Consider the following 25,272-nt stretch of genomic DNA (forward strand, 5'->3'; position numbering starts at 1 on the left):
AAAACATAGTATTCAAAAGCAAAAATACATTGGGTATCAAAACACCATCGATACTACGGGAGTTACTCAAATTTCGACTTCCGATCCTGATAGTCGCCAAATCATGACGCGAAACAACATCTCGGAAGTCGCCTATACGGTACAAACCACGGTGGATGCGTTGCATAACATTCCAATTGATTTCAAGGTGACCAATGAAAACGATTCCAAAGCCATGGGCAGCATGTTGCGCCGAAGCAAAACCATTTTGGGGCACAATAATTTTACCGCCATTTATGACAAAGGCTATCATACTGGTAGCGAATTTGACTACGCTAACCGACTTGGCATCGATGTTTTAGTAGCTATTCCTGGCGTATCTGCACACGCACCTGATACCGCTTTTGATGTAGAATATTTTAAATACAACAAAACTGCCGATTCCTATACCTGCCCTGCCCAGGAAACCCTAACTACCAACGGAAATTGGTACGCCAAAAAAAACGGGAAATCAATAACCAAGATGAAGCATTACAAAACTAGTGCGTGTTTGACTTGCAAACTCTTTACAAAATGCACTAAAAATGCCAAAGGCAGACTTATTGAACGCTCCCAATACGCCCATTTGATTTATCAAAACAAGGTTAGAATCGAAAACAATTATGAAATCTACCGCAGAAGGCAAGCTATAGTGGAACATCCCTACGGAGTGATAAAACGCCAATGGGACTTTTATTATATCATGACTAAGAAAACCATCAAACATGCCGCAGCTGATGTTGGATTGATTTTTTCAGCCTACAACCTGCGTCGAATATTTAATTTAATAGACCAAAATCTATTAAAACAATATCTAAAAGTATTGGCTTTCTATTTTGGGGTTCTAACACCCTTTTTTAAAGCTTTTTACGGACTGTTTTGTTTTAAGAATGAAGAATACTTTTTTCCAAAAAGAATTTTAATTGTAGTTTAAATCATATATATTTACTGACTGATTAACTAAAATGAGTTCGTTTGAAGGTTTTTAGACGAACTGACGTTGGTGGCAATATTAACATAAAACACTAAAAACCAGATATGAAACAGATTTTAGACTTCTTTTTAAATAATTACGAATGGATTTTTTCAGGAATAGGTGTTTTTATAATTTCAATTTTCTTTATTCGAAAATCAACAGGACAAAAACAAAAAGTTGGTGATAACTCATTAGGAATTCAAGCAGGTAGAGATGTAAAAATAAAGGGGTTTAAACACAAAAAAGATGTTTAAAAAAATTTTAAATATAAAAAAGATGTTTGAGAAGCAAAAACAAGAAACCGGGGATGGAGGAACTTCATTACAAGCAGGAAAAGACATAAGAATAGTTCAAAATATCGGCTTACAATTTTCAGAAGTGAAAGAAATATTTCATTTATTATTAACCGAAAATTTTCCGAAACTTAGAGAAATTGCATCTCAAACTGCAACCCAAAACATTGAAAATTATTTAGCAAAATTTGAAGAAAAGTTTGCGCAAAATTTTGACCGAATTGATATTGAAAAAATTAAGGATCCTGATGTACAATTCAGCTTTAATGAAGTAGTTGAAGCAAGTGCACGAAAAGGAGATAAAATTAATTCTGATGTTTTATCTGAATTAATAATTGAAAGAATAAGCAAGAACTCGAACGATTTTATTTCAATTGTATCGAGCGAAGCGATTAAAATAATACCTAAACTTACTGCAGAACATATCAGCTTTTTATCCTTGGTACATTACTTATCTTCAATTAGACACACAGGTTTAACGAATTTGAGTCAATTAGAACAACCTGCCTCATTAATAATTGAATTAACTAAAAATAGTTTTGATTTGAGTCAGTCAAATAAACAATATTTGCAATATACAGGCGCACTAACTTCTTTAAATATCGTCAGTAATGACTTTAGAGAGATTGCAAAAAATAGTTATGAGTTTATTAAGGATATAACTAATGAAGAACTTGACAAATTAGCAGAGAAGGAAGCTCCATCTTTCAAAAAACTAATGGATATTTATAACTCAAATCAAATATATCAAATAACATTAACTTCTGTCGGGCAAATGATTGCACTTGCAAATTTAAAAAGAGTATTGGGTAATCTTGATTATGGTATTTGGATTAAATAAAAATACTGCCACCAACAGTTAGAGTTTCGTTGCTTGCGCAGCACGAACAGTGAAACTCGTGTTGAACGGAACCGATTGTACGTCCGTTAACACTATGGAGTTTTCGTAAAATTGTGAGAGAGGATAATAAGAGGATTTGGTCCTCTTTTTTTTTTGGATTAATTTTAACGTTAGTTTTTTCGTGTTTTTCTTCACTTTTGAGCATTTGTGCCCTTACCCGTAAAATTAGTTTTCACAGGGAATGGCGTTTTGGCTATCGCCAAGATACCAAGCAGGCGGACCGCGCTGGTCAAAAACTGCTATTGGGTGTAAATTGCCTGTTTTACAACAAGGACACTTGGGTAAAAAGGGCTTCTTTTCTACTTTTTCCAGAACTTTTACCTTAAGTTTTTCCTGTAAAAGTTTCAGCTTTTGACGCTTCCAAGTGCTACTCAAAAAACCATAATGACGGATTTTTACAAACCGTTTGGGTAAAATATGCAACGAAAACCGCCTGATAAATTCCTGATGCGTAAGTGTCATTTGTTTTTTGACGCCCGCCATTCGATAATCCTTGTAATCAAAATTCACGTTTTGCTCGTCAATACTCTTGATTCTATGATTGCTGATGGCTATTTTATGGGTGTATCTCCCCAAATATTCCACCACCGATTTTGGACTTCCAAAAGGTTTCTTAGCAAATACTACCCATGGTTTTTGCCATAAATCCTGACGGATTTGTTCGTATTGAGTAGGTAATTTCGCCTTGAGTTTGGCGCAAAATTTGGCCCTGAAAATTTTGGACAACACCTTGACTGATGTTGGCTTGATTTTTTCAGTCTACAACCTGCGTCGAATTTTCAACCTGATTGACCAAAATCTATTAAAACAATATCTAAAAATATTAGCACTGCATTTTTGGATCGTAAAAGCTATTTTTAATGCTTTTTACGGATTGTTTTATTTTGAGAATGAAGAATGATTTTTTCCAAAAAGAATTTTAATTGTAGTTTAAATCACATATATTTACTTACTCATTAACTCAAATAGGGAACAACGAAGGTTTTTAGACGAACGGCCGTTATGGAGCATTTTAAAAAATTGTGTAAAAAACAACCAAAGAAAAATGAATGGAGTTGTTTTTATAATTGACCGCGGCTAAGAATATTATTTTTCAAATACTAATTTTACGCATTTAAGTTAAAACGCATAATCATATTGAATTTTCTCTATATAAAAATACTCTAAACATATCTAACTTTTTGGGGCAGTTTAATGTACGTATCAGCATCTTGGCAGCAAAAAAAACCAGGTTATTAAAACGAATAAGTTGTTGCGAGCAAGGCGTAAGCCGTAACTCCTTTTGGCGCTGCATCACTATTTGAAAAGATATCTTCAGATGCTGTATCTACACGAAACTCCGGAATAATTGTTAAATTTCCCACCTTATAATTCAACGATAATGTATTCCCTATCACACTTGTTCCTGCCAACGAACCAAGTGCTGCAGTCGCTTCTTTAGCATCTAAATATTCTAATCTGTAAGCCAGACTTAATGATTCTTTTATAGCTAAATTCGCATATCCAACTAAAGAAAACCATTCTCCATCCAACATACTATCAAAATCATTGTTAGTCATTGCATATGTTCCGTTGAAACCTAATGAAAAAGCATCACTCAATTTTTTTGTGCCAACAAAGTCAAACTGGATTTTATATTCATCAGAAGATGGGTTGCTGCTTCCTGAAGTTACATTAAAATAAGCGCTTCCGGTATCCCCTAAAAATGCAACTTGTCCAACAAATGTTTTTTGAGAAGAACCTGCTTCAATAGTAGTCTTGAAATCGGTTGGGTTTGAAACTCCTGCCATAAAACTAAACTTTCCTGAAATATACTGTGCTTTTACACCCGTATTAAAAAACGGACCATACGTAAACGCATAAGACATACTGTAGTTTTTATTATCTACTGCATCCAATAGTTCATATCCGATGTGCGTTCCAAAACTTCCCGCGGTTACTTTGAATTTATCTGAAAACTCATATGTAAAATTCAATTGTTTAATCATAAATGTAGCCGAATCATCATTATAAGTAAATTGAGCCGCTCTATTTCCGAAAGCCAAGTCAACAAAAACAGCTGCTTTCCCTATTTTATGAGAAGCCTCGATAGATGCCATTCCCAATTCAAATGAGTTGTGAGAATTTGTAAAACTGCTTAAACTATTATCTATTCCGGAAAAATCATATTTGTAATACGCATCCGCAGAACCCGCAAAAGTAGTAGCAGGTGAAGGTGTTGTATGTTGTGCGAATGTAAATGTTGTTGTTAGCAATACTGCAATCGTAGCGAATTGATCTTTCATCTTTAATTGGTTTTAATTAGTACTCTAGTATAGTAATGATTTAGTATTGGTTAATACTTTTTTCAAAAAAAGAATTTCAGTTGTTATCAAAAAACATATTTTTCATGCTTTTTTTGATGTTCTATTTTCCTTTGTCTGAAGCGAATTTATTGACTTTTATTTCACTAAAATTACTGTTTACAACTTTTTTACGTTGATTAAAGAAGAATTATCAATAACGAAAAATGAACAAAAATAAATGGATATTTCGCATTTACACGAAACAATTTTAAAAATTCAATAATTACTTTTTTAAGCTTATACCCCTTTTTTTATATACTTAAAAACAATAAAGTAGATTTTAAACAAACAAATAACTTAAAATAAATATTTTTAAATAATTATACCCCATTAAAAATAACTATTAAAAAAATAAACAATATTTATACTTTTCTTTAAAACATAAAAAATAAGCAGAATAAATTCATCTGTTTTCAAAAAAAAGTTCTTAACTACCAATTTAAGTACGGATCACTATAGTCCAAATAAAAGTGCCAACAGTTTTGCTTTTTTATGAAAATTTTAATTCTTAGTAAATTCCTTTTTTATTATATTTAGTATATGATTTGTCTGCTGAGCAAAATCTTTGTAGTGCTTTTATTTGTCACTTTCTCCTCTGTTTGGGTAAGTGATGTATTTGCTATGTTATCCAATGAGAAAAAATATGATTTTTACGAGCAATGCGAAAAGAACACAGAAGAAAATAATTTGGAAAACAAAACGAAAACGCTTTTTCTGTCAGTAATTGAAAATATCAGTAGCGTAGATTACTCCACATTCAGAAACAAGCACATCAATTCCTCCGACCTGTTTAGAGTAAAAGAACATGCTTTAAAAAATGCGACTCTTCCACCAAAACACCCATAACCATTTTAGTTTTGCTAAAAAAAATAAAATTAGCTTCCAAAAAAGCTTTAATAAATCTATCTACATTCCAAAAAAAATGAAAACTATATTCGCAATACTCACGCTATCAATTGCAATGTCATTAATGGCACAAACACATGAAATTACCAAACATAACGGGAAAAAAATGGAGGTAAATTTCATTAAAACAGTAAATAATTTATTGTACTACACCACAGCAGAAAGTAAAGAGGAAAAGAGCATTAGCCAATATGCAATTTTTAAATTACACGAAAAATCAAAAACAGAGACTAAAACTATATCCGAAAAAATAGCGCTTTCAGGAAAAGCTGACTACACGAAAATAATCATATTGAAACCGGCTCAAACCGAAGGCTTGAAAGAATCCGGTATTATCACGAGTTTTTTAGGAAAAACAAAGGGAGAAACCAATCAATCTTTTTTGGATGCAGCAGAAAAGAGATTGAAACAAAATGCAGCGCTCAAAGGATCTCCATTTATTGTAATTGTTTCCGATGAACCAAAAAATTTGAAAGCGGTAATGTACACGTATTAATAGGACAGCGAATGTTTTAAGTTTAAAAAAAAAATCGAGAATAGATTTGCGTCTGCAAGTTCTGATCTCGATTTTCATACATTTAGCACGCAGCTGTTTTAGAAAATAGTAACTGCTATTGGATAATCACTGATTTCATGTTCATGAATTCTTTTATTCCTATAGCTCCCAATTCTCTTCCATAACCGGATTTTTTTATTCCTCCAAAAGGAATTCTGGAATCAGAGCGCACAAGAGAATTTACAAAAACATTGCCCGCCTCTATTTTTCTCGCTAACTGTAAACCTTTCTCACGATCTTCAGTCCATAATGAAGCAGCCAAACCATATCTGTGATTATTGGCAATCGCTATGGCATCATTCTCATCTTTAGCTCTAATAATCGTTGCCAGTGGCCCAAAAGTTTCTTCCTGAAACGCGATATTATTTGAATCCACAAAATCAATTAGCGTGGGTTGGAAATTGCAATCTTCGCGCTCCCCGCCTACTATTAATTTAGCACCTTGATGTAATGATTTTTCCAATTGATCCGCTAATTTATTGGCTATATCCAAGCGAGCCAAAGGTCCCATTTGTATTCCTTGCTGTAATGGATTTCCCTGCTGAATTGATTGTATTTTTTGTGCAAACAGTGCGGCGAATTCATCCGCTACTTTTTCGGTAACTATAAATCGTTTGGCACAAATACAAGCCTGACCGGCGTTGAGCATTCTGGATTGTGTTGCAATAGTTACTGCATTTTCGAGATTAGCATCATTCAAAACGATAAAAGCATCAGAACCACCTAATTCCATCACCGACTTTTTGATGTGCTTTCCAGCCAACGAAGCCACGGAAGAACCTGCCATTTCACTTCCAGTTAAGGTAACGCCGCAAACAATATCAGCAGCAATTACACTCTCGACTTGAGGAATATCCATCACAATTTGTTGAAATACACCTTCAGGAAAACCAGCTTCTAAGAAAGCGTTTTCAATAGCTTTGGCGCAGCCTATAACATTTGGAGCATGTTTTAAAAGTGTTACATTCCCCGCCATAATTGCCGGAGCAGCATAACGCAATACTTGCCAAAACGGGTAATTCCAAGGCATAATGGCAAACACGGCGCCCAATGGATCATAAACCGACATGGATTTGAAAGGGGTGTCGTAAATTTCCTCTTTTAGCATTTGCTCCGCGTGTTCTGAATAAAAGTCACAATTTTCCGCTGATTTTTCTACTTCGGCAATGCTTTCAGATAAAATCTTACCCATTTCATTTGTAATCAGCATTCCTAATTTCACCTTATTTACACGGAGAATATGAGCCAATTTCTGCATCTTGTCTGCTCTTTCCTGAAAGGAAGTAGTTTTCCATTTCTGGAACGCGGTTTCGGAAATGTGTAGTTTTTGATTGATTTGTGCATTCGTCAATATTTCATGCTCCGCAATCACTTCTTGTGAAAATGGATTTATCGATTTAAATATCATGTTCATTATATTTTAAATTCTTTGTCTAAGTGATTTTAGAAAACTGAAAATTATTTAGGAAGTAGGCAATCCGATTGATTTGAAAGTAAAGGCAAATAGAAAAACAAAAGTACTCAAATAGAAATCTTGAGTGCTTTTATTATTAAATTTTAGGAATTAATTTCTGTAAAAATAGTATTCAACAATTCGAATATTTTTTCTTTGTCTAAAGGTTTTGTAATGTAGTCCATAAAACCGAAACGCATGATTTGCTCTTTATCTTCAAAGGATGAATACGCCGTTTGGGCAATAATAGGAAGTTCTGGTTTTAATATTTTAATTTGTTCAAACGCTTCGAAACCGTTTAAGATTGGCATTTTTATATCCATGAAAACTAAACTAATATCTGGATTTTCAGCACAGATATCTACTGCTTCCTGACCATTGAAAGCGCGTAAAACGGTATGATTTTTTGATTCTAAAATTTTCTTTAAAAGCAAGAAATTAATATTGTCATCTTCCGCAATCAAAATAATCTCATTCTCATGATTTCCAGAAAAAGATATCTTTATTTTTGGCATACTTTCCACAACAGTTTCATCATACTTTAACGGTATCGTAAATGTAAAAACAGATCCAATTCCCATAGTTGATTTTACACTTATTTCTCCGCCCAGCATTTCGACATACGCCTTAGTAATAGACAAACCAAGTCCCAATCCTGTCATTTCGGTAGTTGCATTGTCTTCAATTCTTCTGAATCTGTCAAAGATAATCTTCATATGATCCTCACTAATTCCTGAACCAGAATCTTGAATCGTAAACTCTAAAACATCTTTTTCTTTATTTATGGAATATCCAAAAGACACAAAACCTTTTTCTGTAAATTTTACAGCGTTTGTTATTAAATTTACAATAATCTGTTTCAGTTTTGTCTCATCAGTAAGGATGTTTTTCTGAATCTTATCGCCACTTTCTACTACATAAAATTCAATATCTTTTTCTTTAGGAATGGTAATTTTAATAGATTTATGCAATTCTGCAATACATTTTTCTATATTCAATCCTTTATAATTCGGTGTAATTTGCTTAGCATCAATTCTGGACATTTCAATTAAATCCTCAATAATTAAAACCAAATTATTTCCGCTGTTTTTTATAATTTTCAAATATTCGAATTTCTCTTTTTCCGTCTGCTTATCATCCATAAGCAAATCACTGAATCCCATAATGGCATTCATGGGCGTTCTAATCTCATGTGATAAATTAGCTAAAAAAGAAGATTTTAGCGTATCACTTTCCTCTGCTTTTTGCTTGGAAATTTCTAATTGCTTCCTTTGATTACTATTCTCTTCAAAGAGATTTCCGATGTAACCAAACTCTCCTTTGGATTTTTTTAAACTGTATATAGAAGTAACATTTCCGGTTTCCAGAATATTTTTAATCAATTTTAATGGATTATAAACCCATTTTTTAGTGTAATAAATGAAAATTAAAATATTGATTAACGAGGCTATAACAACTATAAAAAGAATTTCTTTCGTTTTGCTGTAATTTAAATTAAAAGGCCTTTTAAAAAGTAATTTGCTGACCACATTGTTTTTCCAATCTTTTAAATCCAATCCAACAGTGACAAAATCATCCTCAGCATTGATAGGGTGATCCACTGCAACTAAATTAACTTTAGAACTGCTAATATTCCCTAGTGAAGTAAAAAAGGATTTATCTAAAAGTCTGGCCATAAAAAAATAGCCCGAAGGTTTTGTTTTAGTCTTTTTTGGGTCATTTGAAGGATGAATTGTTGCAGCAAAAACCTCAACTATACCTTCAGGAATTTTTACGTAAAACCTTTTCAGTTTAGATTTGTAAAGTGAAGTCATCATAGCTTTTGGAATAAAATCAAAACTTTTAATCTTAGCAGATGTTGTCTTATTTATTATTTTTTGATTTAAACCATAAATTCCAATATAATCCACTTCATACGATTCAAATTCACTTAATATATATTTATTGTACCATTTCTCCTCCTTTTTTTTGGTAAAATTGACTAATTCATCCCAAAATGTAACATCAATAATTGTTGCCGTATGCGTTTTAGAGTTAAGCCTGAATAATGATTTTACCTCATTATTATATTGATCGTAAGTCGCTTTATAAAAACGATGCTCTTCCTGAACTGTATAAAGGTATAATGAAGTGTATAGAATAAAAAAGAAAACAGTTGCTGATGCAATCAACAACAATAATTTAAAATACGTATTTAGGTTAAATAATCTCTTCATATAATGTAAGAAAATAAAAAAATAACTAAATCATCTTACCTATAATTTTGTAAGATATATCACTTTTTTTGCTGGCGCAAGTTAAGCTTTTTTTGTCATAAAAAAAATCCAACAGTTTAAACTAACGCAGTTTATAATATACACGATTTATTTTTCAGATATTTTAATCCAAACCTTTATTCAGCTTGTGTTCTAATTAAGAATTTGTTTCATAGATTCTATTCAAATTATTATCTCCTTATTTTTAAAAAAATTGTTTCCGCTGAAACCAGAACTAAATAAGAATTACTGCAAAATCTAAAATTAATAATTCTTATATCTAAAAAAGCAGCCGGATACTCGAATTTTTTTTCATAAAAAACCCCAAATAGTATTAAACTTTTTGGGGTAGTTCAAAAATTTATTTTGTTCAATTCTATCTAATCCTTACAAAGGAATATTCCCGTGTTTTCTATTAGGAGTTATGCTTTCTTTATTTTCGAGCATGCTAAATGCTTTTATCAGTTTGCGTCTGGTCTCTTCAGGTAAAATTACCTCATCAACAAAACCACGTTGCGCTGCCGTATATGGGTTTGCAAACAAATCGGCGTATTCTGCTTCTTTTTCCAAGAGTTTAGCGTTATGATCTTCGGCTTCTTTAATTTCTTTCTTAAAGATAATTTCAGAGGCACCTTTTGCTCCCATCACCGCTATTTCGGCACTTGGCCAAGCAAAATTCATGTCGGCACCGATGTGTTTCGAGTTCATTACATCATAAGCACCACCATAGGCTTTACGCGTAATCACTGTAACTCTCGGCACGGTTGCTTCGCTTAAAGCGTATAACAATTTAGCACCGTGAACAATAATTCCGCTCCATTCTTGATCGGTTCCCGGCAAAAAGCCCGGTACATCCACCAAAACCAATAACGGAATATTAAAACAATCGCAAAAACGGGTAAATCGAGCCGCTTTTTTCGAACTGTTTACATCCAGACAGCCTGCTAAAACCATCGGTTGGTTTGCTATTATTCCAATGCTTTTTCCTCCCAATCGGGCAAAACCAACCAGAATATTTTCGGCATAATTTTTATGAATTTCAAAAAACGAATCTTCATCAATAATTCCGCCAATCACCATGTGCATGTCATACGGTTTATTGGGATTATCCGGAATAATAGTTGCTAATTTGGGCCGAACCTCATCATTCAGCTCGTAAGGTAAGTTGTGTGCTTTTTCTTTATTGCTTTGTGGCAAATAACTTAACAATCGTTTCAAATCCTCCAGACATTCCACATCATTGGTCGATGTACAATGCGCCACACCCGATTTAGTGGAATGCGTACTCGCACCCCCTAATTCCTCCGAAGTCACAGTTTCGTTCGTTACGGTTTTTACCACATTCGGCCCTGTTACAAACATATAACTGGTATCTTCAACCATCATCGTAAAATCAGTCATCGCAGGAGAATACACAGCTCCACCGGCGCAGGGTCCCATAATAGCAGAGATTTGCGGAATTACACCAGAAGCTTGAACGTTGCGGTAAAAAATATCGGCATAACCGCCTAAAGAACGAACACCTTCCTGAATTCGAGCTCCACCAGAATCATTCAGTCCAATCATTGGGGCTCCCATTTTGACTGCCATATCCATCACTTTACAGATTTTTTCAGCATGGGTTTCGGATAACGAACCACCAAAAACCGTGAAATCCTGTGCAAAAATATAAACCAATCTTCCGTTTATAGTTCCGTATCCGGTAATCACACCATCACCGTAATACAGTTCTTTTTCCATTCCAAAATCAGATGTTCGGTGCGTAACCAACATACCAATTTCTTCAAAAGAACCTTCATCCATCAAATAATTGACGCGCTCTCTTGCGGTAAGTTTTTTATTGGAATGTTGTTTTGCAATTCTGTTTTTACCCCCACCCAAATGAGCTTCAGCAATTTTATCGTTTAATATATTTATTTTGTCTTTCATATTTGTTCTTTTTTAACCGCCAATTCGCTAATTTTTATCTAATTTTCTTCAAAACCATTAAGGTATTAAGAAAATTAAGTGCTGCTTTTTCTACTTAAAACTTAATCTCTTCATCGTGAATAAATATTTTAAATAGGTAAGCGTACGATTTTTTGATCTTCAAAATATTGTTTCAAAGCCACCAAAGCAGCGATTTCAGCTTCTTGCGCCATCTGTTTTTTCAACACATCAGCATTGTAATAGTTTTTTACGAAATGCGTGTCAAATTTCCCGGAACGAAACGCCTCATGTTCAAAAACAAATTTCCCAAAAGGTAAGGTTGTTTGTACACCCTCAACTTTATAAGCTTCAATAGCTTTTAACATAACTTGAATCGCTTCTTCTCGGGTTTCGCCGTACGTAATCAGTTTGGCTAACATTGGATCGTAATAAATGGGAATATCCATGCCTTGTTCAAAACCATTATCTACACGAATTCCCTCACCAACAGGTAATTGATACACATCCAAATGACCGACACTTGGCAAGAAATCATTCATAGGATCTTCGGCATACACACGTAATTCCATCGCGTGTCCTTTTATTTTCAAATCTTCTTGTTTGATTGCCAATGCTTCTCCTCTGGCAACTCTGATTTGCAGTTCGACCAAATCGGTTCCGGTTATCCATTCGGTAACGGGATGTTCCACCTGCAAACGCGTGTTCATCTCCAAGAAGTAGAAATTGTTGTTTTCGTCCAATAAAAATTCGACGGTTCCAGCTCCTAAATAATCACATGATTTGGCCACCAAAACAGCTGCTTCGCCCATTTTTTTACGCAATTCCGGTGTTAAAACCGAAGAAGGCGCTTCTTCAATTACTTTTTGGTGACGACGCTGGATGCTGCATTCTCTTTCGAATAAATACAATACATTTCCATGACTGTCTGCCATCACCTGAATTTCGATATGTCTTGGCGAGCCCACATATTTTTCAATAAAAACCGAACCGTCTCCAAAGGCAGCAATCGCTTCACTAATGGCGCGATCCATTTGAGATTCGAAATCAGCTTCACTTTCGACCACTCGCATTCCTTTTCCACCACCACCTGCAGAGGCTTTAATTAAAATTGGAAAACCAATTTCTTTCGCAACAACTTTTGCTTTTTCGACATCCGTAATGGCTTGGTCAAAACCGGGAACCATTGGAATATTGTATTGCTTAACAGCCTCTTTGGCCGCCAGTTTACTTCCCATTATTTTTATTGCTTTCGATTTTGGACCAATAAAAATGATGTTGTTTTTCTCCGATTCTTCGGCAAAATCAGCATTTTCACTCAAAAATCCGTAACCCGGATGAATGGCATCTACATTTAAAGATTTTGCAACCTCTATAATTTTACTTCCTAACAAATACGATTGACTCGAAGGGGCTTCTCCAATCCAAACGGCTTCATCAGCAAATTTCACATGCGGTGCATTTCTGTCAGCAGTTGAATACACTGCTACCGTTTTAATGCCCATCTTTTGTGCGGTTTTCATCACCCTGATCGCGATTTCCCCTCTATTGGCAACTAATAATTTTTTCATTTTATATTTTTTAACCGCAGATTCGCTAATTTTAATTCTCTTACAATCAATTGTATTGCAGAATTGAATATTCAATTTTTAATTAGTGAATTAGTGGTGTTTTATTCAAATTCAATTAACAACTGTCCTTTATCCACCGCATCTCCCATAAGTACCGAAATAGTTTTGATAACACCATCACGCGGAGAGAGAAAACTATTTTCCATTTTCATGGCACCTAAAATAATCAGGTTGTCGTTCTCTTTTACAGTTTGTCCTACTACCACACTGATTTCTAGAATCAATCCGGGCATAGGTGCTTTGATAAAATTGACTTGTTTGGTAAGTCCCGTTTCGAATCCCATTTCCTTTATCAAAATATCCAAAGGATTTGAAATAGCAACGGTGTACGTGTTGTTGTTTACCTTAACGGTATAGTTTTTTTGAAGAAAATCAGAAGTGATGATTTCCGCTTGATAAGGAGTGTTTTCACGTAATACATGGAATTTATTCGTCTCTACGCTTACTGCATCCAGTTGTGAAACACTTTCCTTTTCCAAATCAAAATGAAAAGTGTCGTTTACATTAACTTTATAACCAATACTCATTTGTTTCTATTTTAGAATCGTAAAAATAAGTAAAAGAAAACGTTTTCGTAATCGAAAAATAAAAGTTTTATGCTAATTTAATATAGTTTAATAAAACAAATTTATAAAACTAATAATCCAAATTCACTAAGGGTTTTAATTGGTTTTGAGTACCAAAATAATTCAAAGTCTTCCAGATTTGATTCGAAATCAGCTTTAACTTCTTGGTAATTATAAATTTTAGCATTCGAAACGGAGATTTTCTGTAACATTTCTACCAACCATTCTCCTTTATTTTTATTCGTTTGAATAGAGAAGCTTTCCTTTTTGTCATGAAAAGTCAAAGTAATCATTTCCCAGGAATTTCCTTTTTTAGATTTGGTAAAATGATCAACAAATGGCTTTCCGCCTAACCAAACGATTTTTGCAGTAGGTTTGATATTGAATTCACTCTCTTCCTGAAGTGCATCAAAAATAAAATTAGATGAAATTGTAGTCTTTGGAATTTTAAATTCGAACCAATCCTGAAGCTCATATTCAAAACAGATTTCGTGCATAAAATTAAACAAGGATTTCTTAAGTCCAAAACTAAATTTATCATGGTCGATTCCAGTTGCATCGGTATAATTAATATCGTTATTGGTAAAAGTTCCAATCGTTTCGGTTTCTTTTACCACACCAAATTTTTCCGGATACAATCCTACGGGACTGTGTGCGGTCATAGCAAATTGATGCCAAAATCCCGACTGTAATACACCAACTTCAAACAATTGACGCACCATTTCAAGACTGTCCACCGTTTCTTGAATGGTTTGTGTAGGATAACCATACATCAAATAGGCATGAACCATTACTCCTGTTTCAGTAAAATTTCGAGTGACTTTCGCGACTTGTTCGACCGTTACGCCTTTATCAATCAGTTTTAATAATCTATCAGAAGCGACTTCGAGTCCGCCAGAAACGGCGATACAACCGGAAGCTTTTAGAAGCAAACACAAATCTTTGGTAAAACTTTTTTCGAATCGAATGTTGGTCCACCACGTCACCGCTAATTTTCTTCGAAGTATTTCTAGTGCCAAAGCACGCATCAAAGCCGGAGGTGCAGCTTCATCTACAAAATGAAAACCGTTCTCGCCTGTTTGAGCAATCATTTCTTCCATTCGGTCACACAATAAATTGGCTGCAACGGGTTCGTAAATTTTGATATAATCCAAAGAAATATCGCAAAACGTACATTTGCCCCAATAGCAACCGTGCGCCATGGTGAGCTTATTCCAGCGTCCGTCACTCCACATACGGTGCATTGGATTCACAATTTCGATAACTGAAATGTATTTATTCAAAAACAAGTCTGAGTAATCCGGAGTTCCTACTTGTGATTGTTTGTAATCAGGTTTATTGGAATTATTTTTGTAAACTACTTTTCCATCTTCCAATAAAAAGGTTCGTTTATAGGAATCGTAATCCGGATTTTCAATATTGGAAATTAATTCTTCTATTGGCATTTCCCCATCATCCAAAGTGATATAATCAATGAACTCAAAAACACGAGCGTCAGAAAGTGATCGTAATTCCGTATTCGGGAAACCACCACCCATCGAAATTTTGATATTGGGATGATTCTTCTTCACCCATTGTGCCGAACGAAATGCCGAATATAAATTCCCTGGAAACGGAACTGAAATCAAGAATAATGTAGGTTGAATAGTTTCTATTCTCTCTTTTAAAATAGAAAGAAGAACGGTATCAATATAAGTTGGTTGCTGTTGCAAAGCTTCATACAATTCGTCAAAAGAATTCGCAGATCTTCCCAAACGTTCGGCATAGCGGCTGAAACCAAAATTTGCATCGACACATTCCACAATAAAATCAGAAATATCTTCAAGGTATAAAGTCGCCAAGTGTTTCGCTTTATCCTGCGTTCCCATCGTTCCAAAAGCCCAATCGAGTTCTTCCAATTGAGCAAACCGGGACGCTTCCGGCAAGAAATCTTCCTGACAAATTTGAAGCGCCAATGTTGGATTTTTTCCTTGAAGGAAAGCAATTACGGGATTTATTGTTTTTAGGTACTCATCTTGTAAAGCGTAAATACGTTTTGAGTTGTCTGAGATTTCTTCAACTTTAAACGTTGACCTTGCAACTTTAAACAAATCTTCAAGCCCTTCTTTCGAAAACAATTTCAAAATCACTTCGATACCCAAATCTGCTTGAACAGACTCAATATTTTTGGTATTCAGAAACCCTTTAATATATGCGGTTGCCGGATACGGTGTATTCAGTTGGGTAAAAGGCGGCGTGATGAGAAATAATTTGGTTTTCAAAAGAAATAAGTTTGGTGCAAAAATAAGGGATATTTATTGTTTTTCAACAAAAGAAACAACTTGCAGTTATCCGAGTAAAATTGCGTAATTAATTGAATTAAATCTCTCGAAAAACAATCTGATTTCTGCATTTTGATCCTTACCATTTCAAATATAAAATTCATACAAAAATTAATATCTTTCACGCTAAAACCCTTATTTTTTATTTACTTTTGTTTACAAAATTCCCACAATGAAGCTTAAAGTCCTACTGCTGTTTATTCTATTTCACCAATGTGTTGTTGTTTTTTCTCAAGAAATAAATCCAAATTCTTCCAAAAAAATTTTATTGGAAGATAAAAATGGTCATTTAATTCAAACTTTGGATAAGCAAAACGAGTTTTTGAAAATTCGGGAAGAAAAAAGGAAAAAAGAAATCCTGAATTTAAAAAAAGTAAATCTGAATTTGAAAGCAACAGCCACACAACAAGCTGTAGAAATGTGTACCAATGGAAGTTTCGAACAATATGAAACTATCAGTGGAAGTAGTTCCCTCAAGAATTTTCTTTATACCATAGGTGATCCTCCTGGACCAACGCAATGCCGCTCTATTACCAATACCGCCAATTCATACATCAATCGGTATGACCCTAATAATATGAATATTATGGCGACTGGTGTATCTTCAAATTTGGTTGATCCTTATATGGGAGATATAAAAGCATTCGATCAATATGCCCTTAAAATTAATCATGAGAAATCATCTACTTATGGCTCAATTGTTCAGGGTAAAAGGTTTAAAACTAATAATGAAAATTATCTAAAATTCAACTACAAAGCAGTATTACAAAGTGTATATGACAATAGTCACACTGACAATCAGGCATTTGTAAAGGCAAGGATTTTAGATAAAAACGGCGTTGTCGTAAATGAATTTTGTTTGGTAGGTGACGAAAAAAATTGCATTTTCACCAAAGTTCCGAGTCAAACTTCTTCGTACGTCACTTTATATACTGCCAATTGGCAATCTGGAATACTGGATATTTCATCTCTACCTAACAATGAAGAATTTACCGTGGAATTTATGGCTTCAAGATGTGGATTGGGTGGACATTTCGGATATATGTATGTAGATGATATTTGCTTACTGCATTCTACAGAAAATTTACAAGGATCTGTAGAACTAGATCCTTTGGATAAAGTTTGCCCTAGTTTACCGATTTCCGTGTGTGGAAATTATTCCATTCCTAATTCTGGCGGAATTTCTGCATCAGTAAAAAAAATTACATTAAATGTTTATAACAGTAATAACGTATCCGTTTATAGTACAGCTACAACCTCAAGCTTAGACACAACAAATAAAAAGTTTTGTTTTACACTGAATGCCACTGATTTTCCAAATAGTACCAATGCTAATTATAATGTTGGAGTACAAGTAGATTATGATATTTCTGGAACTTCTTGTGCCGGAACTACATTTAATTCGGCCACAGATCCTGATGCGAATTCTGGTTGGGATATTTCTTTTTTAAATTGTACTTCAAGTTGCAGTATTAATGTAACAACAGCAAAGATATCTCAATGTGATGCAAATCGTGACGGGATTGAAAATTTCGATTTGTCTAAATTAAATGCTTTGGTGGTAACGTCTGCTGCAGGTTTAAGTTTTAGTTATTACAAAAATTACAATGATGCGGAAGCTAACTTGAATGCAATCGCCAATTTCTCAAGTTATCCAAGTTCAAGCACTTCTATTTTTGTTAGAGTGAGTAAAAATGCCACTTGCTACAAAATAATTTCTGCAAGTTTAGAGGTGAAAAATCCAACGGCAAATATTACAGGTATTCTAAATGTTTGTTCAGGAAGCACTGTGTTAACAGCTTCTTCAGGATCATTCTATCGATGGAGTACAGGAGGTACTTCGCAAAGCATTACAGTAACTTCGACAGGAAATTATTCTGTTACTGTTACTGATTCTTTTGGATGTAGCAGCGATGCTAGTGTTTCTATAGAACCTAGCCAAACTGCTGTTTCACCAATTTTGCAAATCACTCAACCCTCGTGTTTTTCTACCACAGGAAGTATAAAAGTAACTTCAGCTGCATCACAATATAGTTTTGATGATGGTTTAACTTGGAGTACAAACGACACAAAGAGTAATTTATATCCTGGAACGTATTTAGTGAAAATAAAAACCATAAATGGATGTACTTCTTATTCTCAAAGTGTTACCATTACTGCTGTCTCAACTTCATATCCAAATTATAACTATACCAGTCCTTTATTTTGCGGGGATGTAGGCAGTATTAGTATTACTACTCCATCTACATACTATAGTTTTGATGATGGTGTAACTTGGGTAAATTATGCTACTGCAACCAATCTTTCTCCAGGGAATTATAAAATTCGCACAAAAGATTTACAAGGTTGCATTTCTTTGGCTAACAATGTACTTATTAGTAGTAATACGTTAGAAACCCCAACTTATACTACGACACAGCCTGCTTGTAATGTAACAGGAAGCATTACCATTAATACGGTTTCAGATTTTTATACTTTTGACGGAGGCACAACATGGGGTACCAACAATACAAAGAGTAACTTATACTCAGGAAGTTATTCTTTAGGGATAAAAAATGCTTTAGGATGTACTTCCTATTATACCTACGTTTATTTAAATAATTTTCAATATTTCTATCCTGAATATAGTACAGAGCAACCCGTTTGTGGAAGCAATGGAAGCATTACTATTACTACAGTTGCAGATTCGTACAGTTTTGATAATGGTGTAACTTGGACTAACAATAACGTAGCAAATTTACCATATGGAAACTATCCAGTAAAAGTGAAAAACAGTGCAGGATGTATAAGCTCCACTACTTATGTTAATTTAAATCAGCCCTATTTGTATTCACCAATTATTAGCATCGAACAGCCAACTTGTGGTGTAAACGGCAAAATCACGATTAATTCTTTATCAGATTTTTACAGCTTTGACAATGGTGTAACTTGGACAACCCTCAATATTAAATCATTGCCTCCAGGGTATTACAACATAATTATAAAAAATAGCATTGGTTGTACTTCCTATCCAACTGGTGTTTATTTAAACAATCCAAATATAGCAAAACCTACTTTTACTGTCATTCAGCCAACTTGTACTGCCGCAGGAAGTATTACAATAAATACAATTGCAGATTTTTACAGCTTTGACGGGGGGTATACTTGGGGAACCACACCTTCATTATCAAATATTAATTCTTATGGATATTACAACATTTCTATAAAAAATAGTTTAGGATGCGTATCACAGAATATAGGTATTCCGATTAATAACCCTACTCTTCCAGATCCCGATTATACAGTTACTAATCCAAGTTGCGGAAATATTGGTAATATTAAATTCAACAGCACTGCAGATTACTATAGTATAGATTATGGCACAACCTGGAGTACCAATACTATTTTTAGTAATTTAAGCCCAGGATATTACTATCTATTGGTAAAAAAAGCAGATTGTACATCCAAATATATTTCTGTTTATTTGGATTCAGCTAATTTAGCACCACCAAAATACACGATCATTCAACCAGCTTGTGATACAAAAGGCTCCATCACCATAACCACTACTGCAGATTTGTACAGTATTGATAGACAAACTTGGGTTACAAGTCCTACTTTTTCAAATCTTTCTTCTGGCTATTATAACCCTTCCATAAAAAATGCCCAAGGTTGTATTTCTAACTCGAATTCTGTAACCCTTCAAATTTTTTATCTTCCTAATCCTACTTTTACAACAACACAACCCACTTGTGGAAACGGAGGCAGCATAACTTTTATTACTACTGCAACACAATATAGCATAGATGGAGGTAATACATGGAATACCAATCCTGTTTTTACTAATCTTAATTCTGGTTCTTATCATTTAGTGGTAAAAAATGCTGCTGGATGTACTTCTTATCCTTATAATACTTACACAAATTTAAATCCATATTATTTGCCAAATCCCGATTTCACATTCGTCCAACCAACTTGCGGTACCAATGGAAGCATTACTATTGCAACAGTTGCAGATTCATATAGTTTTGATGGTGGTAATACTTGGACAACAAACCCCACACTTTCTGGACTAACGTCGGGATATTACAATATTGTTATAAAAAATGCAACTGGCTGCAAATCTTTTGCCATATCGATATACATTAACCCTTTTTATCTTCCGAATCCAAATGTAAAAGTGATACAACCAAGTTGTGGAAATGGAGGAAGTATTATCATCAATACTCCTGCTGATCAATATAGTTTTGATGAAGGTGCAACTTGGACTACCAATCCTATTTTACTAAATCCTGCAGCATCATCCTATAATATTGTTATTAAAAATACGACTGGTTGCAAATCACAGTCGCAATATTACTACATTAATAAATATTATTTACCCACACCAAATGTAACTTCCATTCAGCCAACTTGTAGTTCTCCTTCTGGGACTATAATAATAAATACTACTGCAGATCAATACAGTTTTGATAATGGTACAACTTGGACTACAAATCCCATCAAGAAAAATCTAGCTGGCGGTTCATACAATATAGTAATAAAAAACACATTAGGTTGTATCTCTTACGGCAGTTATTCCTATATTAACTCACCGCCTACCATTCCTCCAGCACCCGCTGTACAGATTGTTCAGCCCTCTTCTTGCGGAGCAACTGACGGTAGCATAACCATATCTACAACTGCCCTAAGTTATAGTTTCAATGATGGAAACAGCTGGACAACAAATCCAACAAAAATAAATGTAGGAGCTGGAACGTACATTATTAAAATCAAAACAAATTCTTATAGTTGCGAATCATCAACAACAGTGGTAAATTTAAGTTCAGGCACAACAATTGATGCTCCTGCTTATACTTCAACGCAGCCGAATTGTAGCTCTGCAAAAGGTTCTATTACTATTACTACAACAGCTGCAACATATAGTTATGACAATGGATTAACCTACGTTTTTTCGAATACAAAAACGGATCTTTCTCCAGGAATTTATTTTATAAAAATTAAAAATTTAGCTGGTTGCGTTTCGGAAGCTGCCACAGTCACTATTTCAACATTATCTGCACTTCCAGCCCCTGCCTATAAAGCAAGTCAACCAGATTGTACCAACTTAAGAGGATCACTATCCATCGATACCGTTGCCGATTTATATAGTTTTAATAACGGAATCACGTTTGGAACTTCAAATACAAAATCCAATGTAGCACCAGGAACATATAATTTAATGATTAAATATAATTCTGGTTGTATTTCTCTTAGCGCACCCATTACCATAGATGCTGCTCCCGCAATTCCGGCAGCACCACAAGTTGTAGTTACAAATCCTATTGGTTGCACATCATCAGCAGGTAGCATTATGGTTTCTACTGTTGCTAATCTATATAGTTTTGATGATGGTGTAACTTGGAATACGACCAATACTGCTAGTTTATCTCCAGGAAATTATTTAATCCGAATAAAATATACAAATGGTTGCCCTTCGATTGCCTATGCTGCAACCATCAATGCACCTCCAAACGCACCTTCAACTCCAATCTTAAACGTTTCTCAACCTGTGAGTTGTAGTAATCCGTTTGGTTCTATTTCCATTACAAGTGCCGCTTACCAGTATAGTTTTGACAATGGCGTAAATTATTCGACAAATCCAATTTCAGGAAATATAGCAGCTGGAACCTATTTAGTTCGGGTTAAAAATAGTAGCGGTTGCGAGTCTGTAGCATTATCCATAAAAATTAATCCTCCAACTGATTATCCAGTAAATCCTGCATTTACAACTATTCAGCCAGACTGTAATAATCTTAAAGGGACTATTACAATTACCGATATTGACGCAGAATATAGTTTGGACAATGGAGTTACTTGGAAAACAAATACGATACAATCAAATCTTGATCCTGGAACATATTATATAAAAGTAAAAAACAACATTGGTTGTATTTCAAATGCTACCACAGTTATACTAATTCCTTTTACAAATTTTACTCCGAAACCTACATTAACAAATCCTCAAATTTTCTGTATCCAACAAAATGCAACTTTGAGTTCAATTGCAATGACGGGTCAAAACATAAAATGGTATGATAGTTTGACTACTGGAATTCCATTATCAAACACAACTCCATTACAAAACGGAACCACTTATTACGCTTCGCAAACCATTAATGGATGTGAAAGCGAAAGAATTCCTGTCCTAATAAACATCCAAAATACTCCTCCTCCAACAGGAAATGTAAGTCAGACTTTTTGTTCCAGTCAAAATCCAACTTTAGACACCATCCAGATTTCAGGTAATGAAATAAAATGGTACAATTCAGACGGAGTTATTTTGTCTAATTCATATTCTTTACAAGACGGCGTGACTTATTATGCTTCGCAAACAGAAAACAGCTGCGAAAGCCCTAGTAAATTAGCTATCACTATTTCACTAATAAACACTTTACCCGCAAATAATTATGAAGAATTATTGTGTGATGATTTGAATGACGGCACCGAGATAATGAATTTATCAGTTTACGATTCGAAGTTGATTTCAAATACTTTAGGATATAATTTTTCTTATTATTCGACTTTTTTAGGTGCAGAAAACCAATTGGTAATCAATCAAATTACTAATTTTTCAAATTACAAATTATCTTTAGACGAGAATAAAATCTACGTTCGCATCAATTCAAATACACCTTGTTATGCCATTATTGAATTAAAATTAACTCTTGTATCAAAACCAATTATTACAATTCCTGATGTTGTTCCCATTTGTGAAAACAATTCTATTATTGTTGATGCCGGTTCAGGTTTCAACACTTATTTGTGGTCAACTGGTGCGACGACATCTTCGATACTTATTGCCAATCCCGGAAATTATTCGCTTACCGTCACTACTAATTTCAGTACAATCTCATGTTCGAGTACGAAAAATTTTGAAGTACGAAAATCAAATATTGCGACCATTACTTCTGTACAGACGAAAGATTGGACCGACAATCAGAATATAATCACTGTTTTTGCGTCTGGAGCAGGTGATTTTGAATATTCAATTGACGGTATTTATTTTCAGGACAGCAATCAATTCTCGACATTATTTAGTGGTGCTTACACTATACATGTCAGGGATAAAAATGGTTGCGGAACAGTCACCGATGAAGTCTTTTTATTGATGTACCCAAAATACTTCACTCCAAATGGCGATGGCTTTAATGATACTTGGAATATTAAATTTTCAGACTCGGAATCCAATTTGACTGTAAAAATATTTGACCGTTATGGAAAATTAATAAAAGAATTAAACCAAAATGTACCTTGGAACGGAACTATGAATGGACGCGAACTTCCATCCGATGATTATTGGTTTGTAGCAACCAGAACTGATGGAAAAGAATACAAAGGACATTTTAGTTTAAAGCGATAAGTATTATTTTGCTAAACATATCTTAAACCAAAAAAACCTAACTTTACTTTTTAGTACTTTAGCATCAAATTTAGAAATTCAAAACATGCCAACCGACTGTATTAGCTATCAGAATTCAGGATATTTTTCTGCTTTAATGAATGATTATTTAGAAGTAAAAAGCAATCTTCACCCTTTATACCATCGTTTCCCTAATCTTGAAAACTTTGAAGAACAAATTCAGGAGAAGCAAACAAACTTCAATGACAATAGCAATGGCAATCTCAAAAGACAAACATTAGTTTCTACTTTACAAAAACAATATTCAAAAGCTGAAACTTCCGTTTTGACCAAACAAAATATTGAAGCTTTAAATAATCCAAATACATTTACGGTCACAACGGGCCATCAGCTAAATTTATTTAGTGGACCTTTATATTTCTTATATAAAATCATTTCGACAATTAATTTGACAACCGAATTAAAAGCGAAATATCCAATTTATAATTTTGTTCCCATTTACTGGATGGCGACCGAAGATCATGATTTTGAAGAAATCAATTATTTTAATTTTAAAGGTAAAAAATTCCGCTGGAACAAAGAAAGTACAGGTCCTGTTGGTCGATTGTCTACTGCAGGTTTAGCTGATTTCCTTGAAGTATATGCGCTGGAATTAGGCTCGAGTGCTAATGCAGAAACGATAAAAAAACTATTTACCGATTCGTATCTTGCTCACGATAATTTAGCCGATGCCACGAGATTTTTGGCAAATTCGCTTTTTGGTGCGTATGGATTAGTAATTTTGGATGCGGATAATTCAGATTTGAAACGCAACTTTATACCTTACATAAAAGAAGAATTACTGCAACAGTCTTCTCATAAATTAGTGTTGGAAACTGCTGAAAAATTAAAAGATTACACGATTCAGGTAAACCCGCGAGAAATCAATTTGTTTTATATTGAAGATGACATCAGGGAACGCATCCTATTTGAAAACGATATTTACAAGGTAAACCATACTAAAATAGAGTTTTCTGAACGTGAAATTTTATCCCATTTAGAAAATCATCCCGAAAAATTCAGTCCAAACGTGATTATGCGTCCGTTGTATCAAGAAGTGATTTTGCCAAATTTATGCTACATCGGCGGTGGCGGAGAAATTGCGTATTGGTTGGAATTAAAATCTTTTTTTGCTGCTGCAAATGTTACTTTTCCAATACTTTTAATGAGAAACTCTGTGCTATTAGCCACTGAAAAACAAGCTAAAAAAGCAGACAAATTAGAATTGAATTGGGCAGATCTATTTTCAAAACAAGCCCATTTAGTAAATACTAAAACCAAAGAATTATCGGATTTCCCAGTTGATTTAACGCATCTGAAAGCCCAATTACAAAAACAATTTACTACGCTTTATGAAGTAGCGAATAAAACAGATGAATCTTTCCTTGGAGCTGTAAAAGCGCAGGAAGCAAAACAAACCAAAGGATTAGAAAATCTGGAGAAACGCTTACTGAAAGCACAAAAAAGAAAACTGAGCGATATTTTACAACGCATCATTGACTTGCAAAACGAATTGTTTCCCAATCAAAGTTTACAGGAACGCCAAACTAATTTTTCCGAATTTTATTTGGAATACGGTGAAAATCTGATTCCAACACTGATCAAACAACTAAAACCATTGGACAATGCATTTGATATTATTGTACTTTAATCAGATTATGGTTATTTGAATGCCGAATTTGTGAAAATAATCAATAAAAAAATC

General features: G+C 34.1%; 14 protein-coding genes and 1 pseudogene. 7 read left to right on the plus strand and 8 right to left on the minus strand.

The features are described 5' to 3' along the window. From BMZ76_RS05645 to BMZ76_RS05655, 3 genes are all read left to right on the plus strand, one after another. Positions 1 to 952: transposase (locus BMZ76_RS05645; RefSeq protein ID WP_143071055.1), on the plus strand; the 952-nt coding region annotated here is incomplete at its 5' end. 104 nt (positions 953 to 1,056) lie between these two features. Next, positions 1,057 to 1,248 (plus strand): hypothetical protein, encoded by a 192-nt coding sequence (locus tag BMZ76_RS05650; RefSeq protein WP_091203743.1) that lies wholly within the window; start codon positions 1,057 to 1,059, stop codon positions 1,246 to 1,248. After that, positions 1,241 to 2,128 carry an LPO_1073/Vpar_1526 family protein gene (locus tag BMZ76_RS05655; protein WP_091203744.1) on the plus strand — a complete coding sequence of 296 codons (888 nt, stop codon included), beginning with the start codon at positions 1,241 to 1,243 and terminating at the stop codon, positions 2,126 to 2,128. Before BMZ76_RS05650 ends, BMZ76_RS05655 begins: the two co-directional genes overlap by 8 nt. Before the next feature lie 225 nt (positions 2,129 to 2,353). On the opposite strand, the pseudogene BMZ76_RS05665 reads toward BMZ76_RS05655, so the two are convergent. Together BMZ76_RS05665 and BMZ76_RS05670 are read right to left on the minus strand one after the other, a co-directional pair. Next, positions 2,354 to 2,923: pseudogene (locus BMZ76_RS05665) on the minus strand (IS91 family transposase); the annotation flags it as partial. A 500-nt stretch (positions 2,924 to 3,423) separates the two neighbouring features. Continuing rightward, a complete protein-coding gene (locus BMZ76_RS05670; RefSeq protein WP_091203746.1) occupies positions 3,424 to 4,473 on the minus strand; it encodes an outer membrane beta-barrel protein in 1,050 nt (349 codons plus the stop codon). 630 nt (positions 4,474 to 5,103) lie between these two features. Between BMZ76_RS05670 and BMZ76_RS05675 the strand changes: the two genes are divergently transcribed. Together BMZ76_RS05675 and BMZ76_RS05680 are read left to right on the plus strand one after the other, a co-directional pair. Beyond that, positions 5,104 to 5,379, plus strand: a complete 276-nt coding sequence (locus BMZ76_RS05675) for a hypothetical protein (RefSeq protein WP_143071057.1) — start codon at positions 5,104 to 5,106, stop codon at positions 5,377 to 5,379. Positions 5,380 to 5,455: 76 nt separating this feature from the next. Beyond that, a complete protein-coding gene (locus BMZ76_RS05680) occupies positions 5,456 to 5,935 on the plus strand; it encodes a hypothetical protein (RefSeq protein WP_143071058.1) in 480 nt (159 codons plus the stop codon). A gap of 115 nt (positions 5,936 to 6,050) precedes the next feature. Here BMZ76_RS05680 and BMZ76_RS05685 read toward each other — a convergent pair whose 3' ends face one another. The 6 genes from BMZ76_RS05685 to BMZ76_RS05710 all read right to left on the minus strand — a co-directional run bounded on the left by BMZ76_RS05685 (position 6,051) and on the right by BMZ76_RS05710 (position 16,087). Beyond that, positions 6,051 to 7,409 carry an NAD-dependent succinate-semialdehyde dehydrogenase gene (locus BMZ76_RS05685; RefSeq protein ID WP_244281759.1) on the minus strand — a complete coding sequence of 453 codons (1,359 nt, stop codon included), beginning with the start codon at positions 7,407 to 7,409 and terminating at the stop codon, positions 6,051 to 6,053. Positions 7,410 to 7,552: 143 nt separating this feature from the next. Continuing rightward, positions 7,553 to 9,664 carry an ATP-binding protein gene (locus BMZ76_RS05690; protein WP_091203749.1) on the minus strand — a complete coding sequence of 704 codons (2,112 nt, stop codon included), beginning with the start codon at positions 9,662 to 9,664 and terminating at the stop codon, positions 7,553 to 7,555. Positions 9,665 to 10,090: 426 nt separating this feature from the next. Then, positions 10,091 to 11,632 carry an acyl-CoA carboxylase subunit beta gene (locus tag BMZ76_RS05695; protein WP_091203750.1) on the minus strand — a complete coding sequence of 514 codons (1,542 nt, stop codon included), beginning with the start codon at positions 11,630 to 11,632 and terminating at the stop codon, positions 10,091 to 10,093. Between the two features lie 128 nt (positions 11,633 to 11,760). Then, on the minus strand, positions 11,761 to 13,200 hold the full coding sequence (accC, locus tag BMZ76_RS05700) for an acetyl-CoA carboxylase biotin carboxylase subunit (RefSeq protein WP_091204101.1): 1,440 nt from the start codon (positions 13,198 to 13,200) through the stop codon (positions 11,761 to 11,763). Positions 13,201 to 13,301: 101 nt separating this feature from the next. Next, positions 13,302 to 13,787 carry an acyl-CoA carboxylase biotin carboxyl carrier protein subunit gene (locus BMZ76_RS05705; protein ID WP_091203751.1) on the minus strand — a complete coding sequence of 162 codons (486 nt, stop codon included), beginning with the start codon at positions 13,785 to 13,787 and terminating at the stop codon, positions 13,302 to 13,304. A gap of 101 nt (positions 13,788 to 13,888) precedes the next feature. Continuing rightward, positions 13,889 to 16,087, minus strand: a complete 2,199-nt coding sequence (locus tag BMZ76_RS05710; RefSeq protein ID WP_091203752.1) for a B12-binding domain-containing radical SAM protein — start codon at positions 16,085 to 16,087, stop codon at positions 13,889 to 13,891. A gap of 232 nt (positions 16,088 to 16,319) precedes the next feature. Between BMZ76_RS05710 and BMZ76_RS05715 the strand changes: the two genes are divergently transcribed. Then, complete coding sequence (locus tag BMZ76_RS05715; RefSeq protein ID WP_091203753.1) at positions 16,320 to 23,528, plus strand: T9SS type B sorting domain-containing protein; 7,209 nt, start codon at positions 16,320 to 16,322, stop codon at positions 23,526 to 23,528. An 85-nt stretch (positions 23,529 to 23,613) separates the two neighbouring features. Further along, complete coding sequence (gene bshC / locus BMZ76_RS05720; protein WP_091203754.1) at positions 23,614 to 25,218, plus strand: bacillithiol biosynthesis cysteine-adding enzyme BshC; 1,605 nt, start codon at positions 23,614 to 23,616, stop codon at positions 25,216 to 25,218. Positions 25,219 to 25,272 lie beyond the last annotated feature (54 nt).

The sequence above is a fragment of the Flavobacterium xueshanense genome, assembly GCF_900112975.1.
Lineage (GTDB): Bacteria > Bacteroidota > Bacteroidia > Flavobacteriales > Flavobacteriaceae > Flavobacterium > Flavobacterium xueshanense.

What these genes read in the sequence shown, in the direction of transcription:
- BMZ76_RS05650 (WP_091203743.1), top strand. Translation starts at nt 1,057, where the DNA reads ATGAAACAGATTTTAGACTTCTTTTTAAATAATTACGAATGGATTTTT.
- BMZ76_RS05690 (WP_091203749.1), bottom strand. Translation starts at nt 9,664, where the DNA reads ATGAAGAGATTATTTAACCTAAATACGTATTTTAAATTATTGTTGTTG.
- BMZ76_RS05695 (WP_091203750.1), bottom strand. Translation starts at nt 11,632, where the DNA reads ATGAAAGACAAAATAAATATATTAAACGATAAAATTGCTGAAGCTCAT.
- BMZ76_RS05685 (WP_244281759.1), bottom strand. Translation starts at nt 7,409, where the DNA reads ATGAACATGATATTTAAATCGATAAATCCATTTTCACAAGAAGTGATT.
- BMZ76_RS05655 (WP_091203744.1), top strand. Translation starts at nt 1,241, where the DNA reads ATGTTTAAAAAAATTTTAAATATAAAAAAGATGTTTGAGAAGCAAAAA.
- accC (WP_091204101.1), bottom strand. Translation starts at nt 13,200, where the DNA reads ATGAAAAAATTATTAGTTGCCAATAGAGGGGAAATCGCGATCAGGGTG.
- BMZ76_RS05670 (WP_091203746.1), bottom strand. Translation starts at nt 4,473, where the DNA reads ATGAAAGATCAATTCGCTACGATTGCAGTATTGCTAACAACAACATTT.
- BMZ76_RS05715 (WP_091203753.1), top strand. Translation starts at nt 16,320, where the DNA reads ATGAAGCTTAAAGTCCTACTGCTGTTTATTCTATTTCACCAATGTGTT.
- BMZ76_RS05680 (WP_143071058.1), top strand. Translation starts at nt 5,456, where the DNA reads ATGAAAACTATATTCGCAATACTCACGCTATCAATTGCAATGTCATTA.
- bshC (WP_091203754.1), top strand. Translation starts at nt 23,614, where the DNA reads ATGCCAACCGACTGTATTAGCTATCAGAATTCAGGATATTTTTCTGCT.
- BMZ76_RS05705 (WP_091203751.1), bottom strand. Translation starts at nt 13,787, where the DNA reads ATGAGTATTGGTTATAAAGTTAATGTAAACGACACTTTTCATTTTGAT.